General features: G+C 59.4%; 12 protein-coding genes and 2 pseudogenes. 8 read left to right on the top strand and 6 right to left on the bottom strand.

The window, feature by feature from the left end:
* Positions 1-34: 34 nt before the first annotated feature.
* From BG60_RS29450 to BG60_RS29445, 3 genes are all read left to right on the top strand, one after another.
* Entirely contained in the window at positions 35-877 is an 843-nt protein-coding gene (locus BG60_RS29450; RefSeq protein WP_235366198.1) for an amidohydrolase family protein, read from the top strand.
* A gap of 1,010 nt (positions 878-1,887) precedes the next feature.
* Positions 1,888-2,208, top strand: a complete 321-nt coding sequence (locus BG60_RS39720; RefSeq protein ID WP_235366199.1) for a reverse transcriptase family protein — start codon at positions 1,888-1,890, stop codon at positions 2,206-2,208.
* A complete protein-coding gene (locus BG60_RS29445; RefSeq protein WP_241484907.1) occupies positions 2,106-3,068 on the top strand; it encodes a reverse transcriptase domain-containing protein in 963 nt (320 codons plus the stop codon). The genes BG60_RS39720 and BG60_RS29445 overlap by 103 nt, the downstream gene beginning before the upstream one ends.
* Positions 3,069-3,592: 524 nt before the next feature.
* Here the strand turns inward: BG60_RS29445 and BG60_RS39355 are convergent.
* From BG60_RS39355 to BG60_RS29435, 4 genes and pseudogenes are all read right to left on the bottom strand, one after another.
* Positions 3,593-4,356 (bottom strand): annotated as a pseudogene (locus BG60_RS39355) (PAS domain-containing protein); the annotation flags it as partial.
* A 51-nt stretch (positions 4,357-4,407) separates the two neighbouring features.
* A pseudogene (locus BG60_RS40100) lies at positions 4,408-4,569 on the bottom strand (hypothetical protein); the annotation flags it as partial.
* 47 nt (positions 4,570-4,616) lie between these two features.
* Entirely contained in the window at positions 4,617-4,796 is a 180-nt protein-coding gene (locus BG60_RS40095) for a PAS domain-containing protein (RefSeq protein ID WP_051078935.1), read from the bottom strand.
* Positions 4,797-4,803: 7 nt separating this feature from the next.
* Positions 4,804-6,378, bottom strand: a complete 1,575-nt coding sequence (locus BG60_RS29435; RefSeq protein WP_081851901.1) for a methyl-accepting chemotaxis protein — start codon at positions 6,376-6,378, stop codon at positions 4,804-4,806.
* Positions 6,379-6,489: 111 nt separating this feature from the next.
* Between BG60_RS29435 and BG60_RS39995 the strand changes: the two genes are divergently transcribed.
* From BG60_RS39995 to BG60_RS40210, 5 genes are all read left to right on the top strand, one after another.
* Positions 6,490-6,624: a hypothetical protein gene (locus tag BG60_RS39995; protein ID WP_268811638.1), complete on the top strand. Its 135-nt coding sequence runs from the start codon at positions 6,490-6,492 to the stop codon at positions 6,622-6,624.
* 537 nt (positions 6,625-7,161) lie between these two features.
* A complete protein-coding gene (locus BG60_RS40215) occupies positions 7,162-7,599 on the top strand; it encodes a response regulator (RefSeq protein ID WP_075583571.1) in 438 nt (145 codons plus the stop codon).
* A 74-nt stretch (positions 7,600-7,673) separates the two neighbouring features.
* Positions 7,674-9,152 carry a hybrid sensor histidine kinase/response regulator gene (locus BG60_RS29430; protein WP_008345164.1) on the top strand — a complete coding sequence of 493 codons (1,479 nt, stop codon included), beginning with the start codon at positions 7,674-7,676 and terminating at the stop codon, positions 9,150-9,152.
* A complete protein-coding gene (locus BG60_RS37930) occupies positions 9,153-9,434 on the top strand; it encodes a response regulator (protein WP_081851900.1) in 282 nt (93 codons plus the stop codon).
* Between the two features lie 1,263 nt (positions 9,435-10,697).
* Positions 10,698-11,168 carry a DUF3331 domain-containing protein gene (locus BG60_RS40210; RefSeq protein WP_075583570.1) on the top strand — a complete coding sequence of 157 codons (471 nt, stop codon included), beginning with the start codon at positions 10,698-10,700 and terminating at the stop codon, positions 11,166-11,168.
* A gap of 201 nt (positions 11,169-11,369) precedes the next feature.
* Here BG60_RS40210 and BG60_RS29425 read toward each other — a convergent pair whose 3' ends face one another.
* On the bottom strand, positions 11,370-12,299 hold the full coding sequence (locus tag BG60_RS29425) for a Gfo/Idh/MocA family protein (RefSeq protein WP_033536074.1): 930 nt from the start codon (positions 12,297-12,299) through the stop codon (positions 11,370-11,372).
* A 32-nt stretch (positions 12,300-12,331) separates the two neighbouring features.
* Positions 12,332-13,258, bottom strand: coding sequence for a dihydrodipicolinate synthase family protein (locus BG60_RS29420; RefSeq protein WP_008345157.1), 927 nt, complete (start codon positions 13,256-13,258; stop codon positions 12,332-12,334).
* Between the last annotated feature and the right edge of the window lie 24 nt (positions 13,259-13,282).

The following is a 13,282-nucleotide window of genomic DNA, read 5'->3' as shown; positions in this document are numbered from 1 at the left end:
CGAAAGGAAGAGCAACCTCTCGATGGCATACAACATGGACACGGAAGTATCGATGGATGGGTTCAATTCTCGCCGGCGCGCCCTGGCGTTGAGTCTGGCGGCGGGATGGATGGCGGGCTCATGGAATAGTGCCATGGCACAGGCGGCGGAAAGCCACCGATTCTCAAACTCTTCCGGCAGTGAAAACCCTGCGTTGAAGGCGCCGCCGTTGGCGTGCGACGCGCATATCCACATCTATGACGATAAGTTTCCTATCGTTAATCCAGCCACCGCACTCCCGCGTCAGGCGACGGTCGACGACTATCTGCAAATTCAGATTCGGCTCGGGACGACCCGAACGGTCATCGTCCAGCCTTCGAACTATGGAACAGACAACCGCGTCACGTTGGACGCGATCGCAAGACTCGGGGCGGCTAAAACGCGCGGCATTGCGGTTATCTCCACGGACATATCCGAGAAGGAACTGCTTGCGCTGCATCGAGGTGGAATTCGCGGTGTGCGATTTTCTCTTTTTGAACCCAAGAATGCCGTGACCCGGGTCGATATGATTGAGCCGGTCGCCATCCGAATTAGCGACTTGGGCTGGCATGTGCAGCTACAGATGCGTTCAGACCTCATTGTCGAGCAAGCTGAAACGTTGAAGCGTCTGCCGTGCCCTGTTGTTTTTGATCACATGGCACGGTTGCCATCAACTGAATCGGGGCGCGAAGCACATAACGTTGTCCGCGGGATGCTCGATCAGGGACGCACGTGGGTCAAAGTATCTGCGGCTTATCTGAACACGAAAGTAGGCCCGCCGACCTACGAAGATGTGACAGCAATGGCCCAATCGTATATCGCGGCGGCTCCCGAGCGGGTCGTCTGGGGAAGCGACTAACCGCACCCGACTGAAAAGACGCGTAAGCCAGACGATGCGCAACTGTTCGATCTACTCGCCGCATGGGTGCCCGACAAGAGGGCACTACAGCGTATTCTTGTTGATAATCCGGCGACGTTATACGGCTTCCAGGCTTAGCAATTTGGCGGAGTCTGTTCGACGTCTTGACTTCTTTCATACAAGGCGCGTCTGCCTGCTGGCTAAAAAGCCGACAACTGATCGCCTGGCCGGCCGGCCGCCGGCGCCTTGACTTTGCGAGCCAGCGGCCCGTGATCTCTGCGAAGGAGACCAGCAGCCGTTTGCTAGAGCTGTGGACCCGCCAGTGACTGGCTGCTTTACATCGTCCTTCGGACAAGCGGGTCCAACGACCGGACGGCCGAAAAGGGTGTGCGCCGTGAAAAGGTGGCGCTTTCCAGCGGGTGCAAGCCCCGCCCGGCAACCGCTCCAGCCGGAAGCAACCGGAGCAGCAATGGAGGCAACGAAGTGGCTGGGCCTTCGGTGATGCGTGTCACAAATTGGTGACAGCGCGAGTGTGCAGGCCGTAACGCGAGTGAACGTCGAGCAAACCTCGAAAAGGTCGATGCGCAGGCCGACCCGACAACCCTATCGGGGAAGGTTGATACGGCTGGGTGAATGAGCAGGCTGGACGCCCAGTCGCTGCACCGGGGTAGTGGCGACAGCATGTACACAAGGAAAGCGTACGCAACACTTGGAAGTCCCTTGGCGTGGTCAGGGATGATCAACCGGACGCCCGCGAGGGACAGGCCGGGCGCCTTGGGATGACGGAGAGGCCCGTATTACCGTTGAAGCCGGTGTAATGCTGGTGGAGGGAAGGGGCCTCAGTTCAGGACAGACGCAATACGTGGTGAGGACGTGGAGATTGGGCAACCTATCAACTCCGATTCGTGTTCAGAAGCTGCAGATGGCGTTACACGCGAAAGCGAAGGCAGAAGCCGGGTACTGCTTCTACGCGCTGTACGACAAGATCTATCGTGAGGATGTGCTGGCGCATGCGTACGCTCAGTGTCGCTCGAACAGGGGCGGCGCCGGGTGTCGACCGGCAGGATTTCGCAGAGGTCGAAGCGTACGGGGTGCAGAAGTGGCTCGGCGAACTGGCGATTGCGCTCAGGCAGGAGACTTACCGGCCGGACCCTATCAGAAGAGTGTTTATCCCGAAGGCCAATGGCAAGCTGAGGCCGCTGGGCATCTCGACCCTGCGGGATCGGGTGTGCATGACAGCAGCGATGCTGGTGCTCGAACCGATCTTCAAGCAGACCTTCCGCCAGAGCAGTACGCTTACCGCCCGGGGCGAAATGCCCAGCAAGCGGTAATCGCGGTGGAGGAGCGGCTGCATCGAGGGCAAACGGACGTGGTTGACGCCGACCTCGCGGACTACTTCGGAAGTATTCCCCACGCCGAATTGATGTTGTCGCTCGCGCGGCGCATCGTTGATCGGCGTGTGCTGCATCTGATCAGAATGTGGCTGGAATGCCCCGTTGAAGAAACCGATACCCGAGGCCGGAAGACACGCACGACGGAGGCCAGAGATAGCAGGCGCGGCATTCCGCAGGGGTCTCTCATCTCACCACTGCTGGCGAATATCTACATGCGTCGGTTTGTGCTGGCATGGAAGAAGCTCGGACTTCAGCGAAGTCTTGGCAGTCGCATCGTGACCTATGCGGATGATCTTGTGATCCTGTGCAAACAAGGCAAGGCCGAAGAGGCGTTGCTGAAACTGCGCGAGATCATGGGCAAACTGAAGCTGACGGTCAACGAGGAGAAGACACGCATCTGCAAGGTGCCGGAAGGCACATTCGACTTCCTGGGCTACACGTTTGGGCAGCTGTACTCGGCCACGACTGGGCAGGCCCGCATGGGCATGCGTCCGTCGAAGAAGAGTATCCGTCGCATGGCCGAGAAGATTCATGCGATGACTGCCCTCAAGATGGTATGGCAGGAGACCACGGAGCTGGTGGGCAAGTTGAACCGCACGCTGCGCGGCTGGGCGAACTACTTCAGTGTAGGCACGGACAGACGCGCGTATCGGGCTCTCGACAACTACACCGCTGCGCGGTTGCGTCGGTGGTTACGCAACAAGTACAAAGCCAGGCGAAGCAGGCGCGGGGGCTATCCACGCCCGCACCTCTACAAGCACTTCGGTCTTGTGCGTCTGACGGGGCCTTGGGTGTAACGTGCCGTGTACGAAGGCGTGATGTCTTGTCCGAGAGCCGGATGCGGGAGATCTGCATGTCCGGTTCGATGAGCGGGGTGTGGAAACGGGGTTAAGGCGAGGTTACTCGGGCACCGCCAGACGAAAGGGGCGGCAACAGACAAACCGAACCTACCGCTACCGCGCCACATCTCGACTCTACCGTGAGAGGCCGATCGCAAAAAGCGAGGCAGCAACGTCAGCAGAGATCTTGCTAACCCTTGAGAGCAGTCAACACGGCTTGACGTACCAATATCGGCTTTGCACTTTTCTGAAGCCGAGCAAAGCGTTGCGATCAGTTTGAAAGCCACGAGGAGATCGCCCGAGCCGAGTCAGGCCGCACGATGAGAAAACCAGCGAATCCGGCGCAATCGATAGAATGCGGGCGAACTGATGAATGCTCAGCACGAGCCTGCCGCGCCGGTTGAACAGACAGAGGCCTTGCAGCATGTTGTCGAGCGCAAGGTCGAGATTGCGCGTGATATCTTCGAGCGCGAGCGCGGTCTGCGCTGCTGGGTGCAGTCGCGCGTGATCGTCGCGAAGCCGAAGAGCGCGCCGTCGTCGTCGTGGATCGCCTCAATCACGACATGCGCCCAGAAGCGCGTGCCGTCGTTGCGGTACGCCAGCCTTGCGCCTCGAACTTACCCGTCGAGCGGGCGGTTTCGAGGCCGTGCTGCGACAAGCTGCGATCATGGTCGCAAGGATCGTAGAAACAGGAAAAATGTTTGCCGACGATCTCGCGCGCCGTGTAACCCTTCGCGCGTTGCGCACCGGCGTTCCAGTTCGATACGATGCCGTCCGGATCGAGCATGTAGATCGCATAGTCGGTCACGCCTTCGATTAGCAGGCGAAAGCTACGCTCGTGATCGCGGGTCTGCTGCTGCATTGCGCGCGCCTCGGTTCGATCGCGCGTGACCTTTGCGTAACTGAGCAATTCGCCATCGTCGTCATGAATGGGATCGATGACCACGTGTGCCCAGGAGCGCGCGCCGTCCTTGCGTACGCGCCAGCCTTCGGTTTCGTACTTGCCGTCGGCAAGCGCGGTGGCGAGGCTGCGTGCGGGCGCACCGGACTCGCGGTCCTCGGGCGTGTAAAAGCAACTGAAATGCTTGCCGACGATCTCGTTCGCCGCATAACCCTTGGTCCGTTGCGCGCCCGAATTCCAGTTCGACACGACGCCGTTGGTGTCGAGCATGTAGATCGCGTAATCGCTGACGCTCTGCACCAGATAGCGGAAACGTCGCTCGTGATCGAGCGTGCCTTCACGCAGGCGCCGATGCTCGGTGCAGTCGCGCGTAATCTTCGCGAAGCCGAAGAGCTTGCCTTGATCGTCGCGCAGTGCATCGATGACGACATGCGCCCAGAAGCGCGTGCCGTCCTTGCGCAGACGCAACCCTCGGCTTCGAACTTGCCCGTCGTGCGCGCGATTTCGAGGTTGCGGCCGGGCTGGTAGTCGAGACGCTGCTCGATCGAATAAAAGCACGAGTAGTGCTGGCCGATGATCTCATCGGCCGTGTAGCCTTTGGCCTTCTACGCGCCGGCATTCCAGGTCGTGATGACGCCGTCGACATCGAGCATGTAGATGGCGTAATCGGTAATGCTCTGCACGAGCCGGCGGTACACCATGTCGGACGCGCATTTCGCGTGCGGCTTCGCAGCGCTTGCGCCGCAGACATGGCAGAACGCGCAGGCGCTGTTTTCTTGGCTCATCGGTGAATTATTGGGTCGCAAGACGGAAGAACGACACGGCTTCGGTCAGACGGCGCCCCTGATCGTCGAGCGATTGCGATGCCGCCGCAGCTTCCTCAACGAGCGCCGCATTCTGCTGCGTCACCTGATCCATCTGCGCGATGGCCAGACTCAGCTGTTCGATGCCGCGGCTCTGTTCGTTCGATGCCGCCGCGATCTCGTTCATGATGTCGCGCACCTTCGAGACGGCGAGCAGCACTTCGGACATCGTCGTGCCCGCGACGCCCGCGAGCGTCGAGCCTTCCGCGATCCGTCCGACGGACGCGCCGATCAGCTCCCTGATTTCCTTCGCCGCGCCCGACGAGCGCTGCGCAAGGCTTCGCACTTCCGCCGCGACGACGGCGAAGCCGCGTCCTTCCTCACCCGCACGTGCCGCTTCCACGGCCGCATTTAATGCGAGGATGTTGGTCTGGAACGCGATGCCTTCGATGATGCCGATGATGTCCGCGATCTGCCCGGAGCGCGCGCTGATATCCGACATCGTTTCGATCATGCGGCTCACGGCGGCGTTGCCCTGCTGCACGATAGCCGACGCATCCGCCGACAACGTGTTGGCATGCTGCGCGTGCTCGGCGTTCTGGCGCACCGTGGAGGTGAACTGCTCCACGCTCGACGCCGTCTCTTCGAGCGATGCGGCCTGTTCCTCGGTGCGCGTCGACAGATCGACGTTCCCGGTCGCAATCTGGCTCGAACCGGTCGCGATGCTGTCGGCCGATGCCCGCACGTTGCCGATCAGCTCGACCAGGTTCTTCTGCATCGTGCTCATCGAAGCGAGCACGCTGTCGGCCGGTGCCTTTTGCGCGTCGGCGACGGGACGCAGGTCGCCATCCGCGACGCGTTTCGCGACGTCGCTCAGCGTGTCCGGCTCTGCGCCGAGCGCGCGCAGAATGCTGCGCGTGATGGCGAAACCGGCCACGATCGCCGCGAGCACCGCAAGCGCGCACACGGCGACCAGCAGCATGCGCGAGAACGCGTAGTGCGACGCCGATTCCGCGACGAGCTGCACTTCGCGCGCGTGCGTCATGTCAGAGTACTCCTGCGTCGCCTTGACGAGCGCGGCGAGCAGAGGCCGGCAATCGTCGTTCATGCGCGCGATGGCTTCATCGTGCCGGCCCTTGAGCGCGAGGTCAACGATGTCGAGCGCGACAGGGCCATAAAGCGATTCGATCCGGTCGATCTCGGCGACCCGCGCGCGCACTTCGGGCGTGACATCGCTGGCACTCGCAACCAGTTCGTTAAACTTGCGAAGATCGCGCTGCACGTCTTCGTGCGCCTGCGCGACGGCGGCTTTTTCGAGTTCAAGATCGGCGGGCTTCGTGACGAGAACGAGATTGCGCGCAGCAATCGCGCGGCGATCCACGGCAGTGCGTACGCCGGCGGCAAGATTGGCGCGCGCATTTATGCCATCGACGAACGACGTGAAGCGCGCATTCGATTCGTGCAACGCCTCGATCGCGAGCGTCGCGACGATCAGCAAGGCGGCCGTGAGCACGCCGAAGCCGATGGCTAGTTTTGTTTTTACCTGCATTCGCTTCAAGTTCATTTTCGTTCTCGTCGTTGATTCGGTGGGCGCCATCGGAAACGCGGCGCCCCCGCCGGGGGCCGTGCAAACCTACTTACGGCACGAGAACAACGACAAAGAGATGAACGAAACGTGAACGGAAAACCGCAAACGTTTGGTGGTAGCGCTTATTTTGTAACAGCGGCGTATTTGCCGTTGGCGGATGCAGCAAATGCATTGGCGGATGCAGCAAATGTAAAAGGCATGGCTTCGTACGAACCTGCGTGAACGAACGACCGTAAGGCTGTGCCGATTTGAGTCGTTTATAGCTGGTCAATACCGGTGCCACGCGCGCTACCCGGAATCTCGATGAACGATAAATCCATTGTCCCGCTCGCCGATGACGACGCGTCACGTCAAATGCACCGGTTGCCGCGTGCCAGCCGGCCAGATCATCGATCAGGCGTTTGCCTTCCAGCCCATCGTGGCGTTAGGGCGTTGACCAGCGCAGAAGCCGCATCGGTAGTAGTAGTTTGAGTTATCGGTTGCCTTCCTTGACTTATCCGTGAGCTGCTGCGCATTGTCCATCATCCAGTTACCCTTTGATCTGGCGACCAAAGCTCGGAGTAGGCGACGGCTCGTCTTCAAGTGTTTATGAATTGACCAACGGTCTTTGCGCGCGATACGGCTGGACGAAAGAGTTGGCCGAAGGGCTTGGCACCACCGCGGTTTTTCTGGCATGCCATAGAGCTCGCTGGGTACGCTCAAAGTACCCTCAACGTTTGGCATAAGCGTTGCTTTGCGAGGGGAAACCCTAGCGCGCGAATGATGGCTACCGTCCTTCTTCTTGATGACAGTGAAGCGAATCTGCCGAGCTTGCGCTCAGCGCTTGAGCTCGCCGGTCATCGCGTGGTTGCAGGCGAAAGCGGTATCAAGGGCCTTGAGATAATTCGTTCCCTATGTCCTCACGTTATTGTTACCGACTGGCAAATGCCGGGCATGGACGGGGTGGAGTTCTGCAAGGAGCTCCGTAAGCGTGTCGTTTTTCGACGAGTTCCTATCATCCTCTTGTCCGGAGAGCGGGAGCCTTCCCTTCAAAGACCAGTCTGGACTAAGTTCTTCAGGAAGCCAGTGCCGCTCGCCGAATTGATAAATGCAGTTGAATCGTTTTCCCGTCGCAGTCGGTTCCTACCGCCCGCGGAAGCGATTGGCGAATTGCCTGCTTCCCGCTGGGCAGCCGTCCGCCCGGCATTATGGCCGTGATTGCAGTGTCACAGCAAACCGGTCAGAATTGCGTATGAAGCAAGATTCGACCACGCGCACGGTAAAACGGCCACATGATTGTCCTACAGCTCGCACCAGAGGTCGTATGGTCCCGTTACTCCGGCGCCGACGTTAGCCCCGAACTCAAAAGCCGACCCGCTCGGCAGCCCGACCTCGCAAGAGAAATTGCGGTGTCGAGAAGGCTTGCTGACGCCTTGGCGAGGGGCGAGAGTGCGACGTTTTCCATTCTCATGCAACACGCGCTGGAGTTGTGCGCCGCAGATTCCGCCGGCGTCAGCGTGTTGGAGGCGCAGCCAGACGGGTCTGCGTTTGCCAGGTGGATGGCGGTTGTAGGTATTAGCAACGAAGCAGTGAACGGGAGCTCACCGGTCGACAAAAGTATCTGCGGTCTTGCGCTTGAGATTGGTGAGGCTCGACTGTTCCGTCATTCGCAGCGATGCTCGACCGGCGGAGACGATGAGGTCGCTCCTGATATCGAGACGTTGGTGGTCCCCATCCCGGGCGTTGACGGTCCGCTGGGCACGCTAGCTGTTTCGTCGCAAAGCGGTGCCCCCCACTTTGACGCCGAGCATTGTCGAATTTTGACCAGCCTGGCGAGCATGGCCGGCGCGGCGCTCAGGACGCAACGCACACTCGACGAGTTAGGCGCGCGAGCAGAATCGGCGGAAGGGAAAGTCACGCGAGCCCGCGAGGCTAAGACTAGGACCGACGGCTTCATCGCGATGCTGAGTCATGAACTCCGAAATCCGCTGGCGCCCATCGATGCTGCGCTTAGGACCATTGAGCGGCTCTCGACGGCGAATGCCGCTGTACTCGCAGCGACGGAGGTTGCGCAGCGTCAGATGCGACGATTGTCGCGGCTTGTCGACGACCTGCTCGACACCACCCGAATTAGGCACGGGAAAATCACGGTCAAGAAGGACTATGCGAACCTTGAGGAAATTGTCGAAGACGCGGTCGCGTCGGTCCGCGCCGACGTGCAGCGGATTGGTCAACAGCTAGTTGTGCACCAGCCCGCCGCGCCAGTGACGGTCTTCGCGGATGCGTCGAGGCTCTCCCAGGTTTTCGCAAATCTTCTGTCCAACGCGGTGCGTTATACGCCTGCGGGACGCAAGATAACGTTGACAGTCGAGGCAACGTCGAGCGTTTGCAATTCGTCTATGCCGTCCAGCGTCTACATCACAGTCGAAGATGAGGGCATTGGCATCAGCCCCGAGACGCTGGCGCACGTGTTCGAGCTTTTTAGACAGTCAGACCCGGAACACCGACAGGCCGACGGCGGCCTCGGCATTGGCCTCGCTGTTGTCAAATATCTGGTTGAACGTCACGACGGCACGGTGAGCATTCGTAGCGCGGGTATCGGACACGGAACGACGGTCCACGTGGCCCTTCCGATTGTGCGGCCCGCCGTAGCGGCAGCCACAGCGCTGCAGCAGAAGCTTGTTGCTCAGCCAACGCAAATCCTTCTGGTCGACGACGACGCGGATTCCGCTCAAGCACTTGCGATGCTACTCGAGTTGGACGGACATTAAGTGCGCACGGCTTTCAGTGGGCCAGCGGCACTTCAGATAGTCGACACATTTCGCCCCGAAATTGCGTTTATCGACATCGGCATGCCGGGAATGACAGGCATTGAATTGCTTCAGCATCTTCGAACCCGTCCCCGCCTTGAAACCACCAGGATAATTGCTCTCACCGGCGCATCCGGGCCGGATACGCAAGCAACGCTTCGGGATGCAGGATTTTCCGAATGCTGTGTAAAACCACTGTTGCCTGAAAGGCTCTACGAAATCATCGATGAACGGCGCAGCTGATAAAGCGCGCAGAATTGCTCCGATTTGGGACTTTAAGCGAAGGGCGTCGCGCCTATCTTTGCGAGTACCTCGCGATACGTACGAATACCAACGATACGTGTGGCACAGTGGTTCGCCGAGCCGAAGACCTGCTGTCACGTCCCGACGCATTGAGGACAAAGCACAGCCATGATGTCAAGCTTCGCAACGCCCTCGAGGAGACCGTGGTGACCGCCGTTGTCCTTTTCACTCGAATACCCGAGGTGCGGTTTTGACATATCGACAATGCCTCGACATTGTGAACAGAGTCCGATTGGGCCTTTGCCTGGAGGTCGAAGTGGAATGCCCTCTCGGGCCATCACAAGAGGTAGTCGTAGTTGCAAGCAGTGCAGCGAGCAGTATATCTCGATACTGTCGGCGTCCCAAAACTCGTGCTCAGGCTCGTCATCGAGATAGTGCATGCGCCGCCACTCGCGAGCAATCCGGAATATAGAACCTTTCAATTTTGTTCCGCACGTGGAACATCTACACAGCTTTGAACTAGGAACCATGCTTGGGCTCCGCCGCGCCTCGGTCAACCGTAATGGTATCTCGCGACACATACCTTGGCCGAACGGCGTCAAGGGACTTTCGTACGGCGCGGCCTCGCAGCTGAAGATACCGCGGCTGTCATTCACGCAACTGAGGTTCTGCGTCATGTCGCGATTATTCTTGTGTTGGCACTCTTACCTATCCCCCTTCGGTAGAAACTTTGCTCGGCGATGCAATGTCGCCTCGGACTCACCTCTGCCATCCTTTCGCTAGCGACCGCGCCGCATGGCGTGGAGGGCTCAGATGACGCCATCACTGAGTTTTCATTTCAGCGATGCCAACGAATTTGAGGCAGGTCGTCCGGTTTGCTAAGCTTTCCCAAGTGGAACGGATAGAAAACGCGAGACTTGGCACCGACAATGCCGGATGGACTTTGATGAGGAGCAGACAAGAGAGCTGTCGACGAGTCGCTATTTCAACCTCGCAAGGGGCGCCCCGCAGGAGCCGCGCTCGCTGTGCATGCGGCACGGATGTGTTGCCGAATTGAAGGCTCCCAGCAACTCCTGGAATCGCACAACGCGTATTCCGTCTCGAAAGATGGGATTAGCGCGTCTACATTAACGCACAGATTTTGGCGGGTCATACTCCGTCTATAGTCATTTGAGACGCTGGCCGTAAGACGCATCGACCCCAACAATCGCAATTTGATGCGTTACAGACTAGGGCGATTTCCGACCGGTTCAGACGGAGGTGATGGTGGGTCAGCTCGATGAAAACAGCCCTTGGAGTCATATCGTTGCGTCGTTGTCCGGGAGCTTCACACCTCGCTTCTTTGCATCCCAGACAGAAGGAAGGCAGAGGGGCGCATTGGCCGCGAAAAGTTCGTGGCCGCGAGATGTCAGAATTCGCGTCCTTGAACGGCCGTCACCACGCACAGTATCAGTAGCATGGGGGCACCCGTGTTCGGGCTACGCGGGCGGACAAACGTGGCGCCGTGTCATGGCGCGCAAGAACGGAGTCTGTGCGCTAAGTGGGGAGCGTGTGCTCCGCGGCGACCCAATCTACAAGCTTGCTCGTTCGTCCGAACGGCACAACCGCGCCGATGAAGTGCTATTGGCGAGACATGTCGACGCTATCTTGCAGGCACAAGAATCAACGTTCCCTACAACACGACATGCCACGGTCCGAACGTTCGGGAACGTTTTCAGCAAAGAAGATAATTGATTTTCTCGACACGGTCGCTCGCCCGCAAATGATAAATACGTTCAACGTTGCGCGAAAGAGGAACGAGGTGGATCTGAACCGACAAGTCAGACTGGCGCGCTGATGCGCGTGAGTCCCCCGAGAACATCAAGATGGATAAAAACGACGATCGGCGGATCGTCGTCTTACGACAGTGCTTCCGACGGGCACAACGTTATCCCTTCAAGGCACAAAGGCTTCCGTTTCCACACGTCGACCAAGCAGGAATGCGTCAGCGACCAGACGCAAAGGCCGCACGTCGACATCCTGCGAGTGCTCGCTAATAAGCGCGTGAAAACGCTCGTACAGTGCGCGGTACTCCCGCTCTGGTTCAAGAGGCACCGGTTCACCGGAGATAACCAGACGCTTCCCCCCTTCGCGGATGGATAGCAGACCTGCATTCGTTTCCACGTCGATGTCCCATTGTTCGACGGGACCGTGACGCCAGTCGAATTCCGCAGTCACAGGTGCTCCATTCGTATCAATGCAGTCAAGATCGGCAGCGATCGGGGTATGCGCATTACGCGGCACGACGAGTTGTGCCCCGCGCAATAGCACTCCATCAGGCAATATTTCAGTGACGATCGACAAAGCATTGATGCCCGGATCGAAAACGCCCAACCCCCCCGGTTCCCAGATCCATTGTTGTCCCGGATGCCAGCGTCGCACGTCCTCTTTCCAGCGTGTTCTAACCGTCTGAACCTGCCGGCCGCTGAGCCAGGCACGAGCCGGCGCAACCGCACTGGCGTAGCGCGAGTGCCAGGTCGCGAACAGAGTCAAGCCATTGGCGCGTGCGATCTCTTGCAAGGCATTCACCTCGCCCAGGTTTGCGCTCGGCGGCTTTTCCAGCATGACGTGCTTGCCCGCTTCGAGTGCTCTGCGTGCCAGCGCATATCGTCCCTGCGGCGGAGTACAAAGGGAGACGGCATCGACTTCAGGTTCGGCGTTCAGCAACGAATCGATGTCGCGATAATTGCGTACATCTTGCACCTCCGCGTGCTGGCTTGCACACGCGACAAGCCTGAAGCCGGAACTATCGGCGATGGCCGGCAAATGTTGATCGCGCGCGATCTTGCCAATGCCTATGACGGCAAGAGAAAACACTGAGGTCATGTGTGGTTGTCTCGGAGAGATGATGACTGCTGTCACGCCCAGCGCAGCACGAGCGGATCGAGCCGTCGGGCAATGTCGATGAGTTCTGCCCGCGTTTCCGGATGCATCGCGGGCAGCGGGTGACGCGGACTTTCGCACGCGATGATCCCGCCTTCCTTCATCAGCGCCTTTGCCGTTAGCAGCCCTGCCTGTCGGTTCTCGTGGTTTATCAGCGGCAGCCAGCGCTGATAAAGCGCGAATGCTTCATCGCGCTTGCCTTCATGGTACGCCGCGAGGATCGGGCGAATACCATCCGGGAATCCACCGCCGGTCATCGAACCTGTTGCCCCGGCATTCAGATCCGCAAAGAGCGTGATCGCTTCTTCGCCATCCCACGGACCTTCGATCGCCTCGCCGCCGAGCCGGATCAGCTCGCGAAGCTTCGCTGCCGCACCGGGAGTCTCGATCTTGAAGTACGAAACCTGTTCGATTTCCCGCGCCATGCGCGCCAGGAACGTCGCGGAGAGGGCGGTGCCGCTCGCGGGCGCGTCCTGAATCATGACGGGAATCGTCACGGCATCCGACAAACGCGCGCAGAACTCGAATATTTGCGTTTCCGGAACGCGGAACGTCGCGCCGTGGTACGGCGGCATCACCATCACCATCGATGCGCCCATCGAATGAGCCTTGCGGCTGCGTTCGATGCAAACGTCGGTGCTGTAATGGCTCGTCGTCACGATGACGGGTACAGCTCCCTTTACGTGCTCCAGAATCGTACGTGTCAGGAGTTCACGCTCGTCATCCGCGAGAGCGAACTGCTCTGAAAAATTCGCGAGAATGCACAAGCCGTCCGAGCCTGCGTCGATCATGAAATCGACAGCCCGCTTCTGGCTGTCGAGATCGAGCGCGCCATATTCAGTGAAGGTGGTCGGCACCACTGGAAAAATACCGCGATAGCGCGGCGTGCGTTGAGTAGTCATTGCGTGTTATCCGACAAGGTCTGG

The organism is Caballeronia zhejiangensis, from assembly GCF_000698575.1.
Classification (GTDB): Bacteria; Pseudomonadota; Gammaproteobacteria; order Burkholderiales; family Burkholderiaceae; genus Caballeronia; species Caballeronia zhejiangensis.
This window is presented reverse-complemented; position numbering and strand designations above follow the sequence as displayed.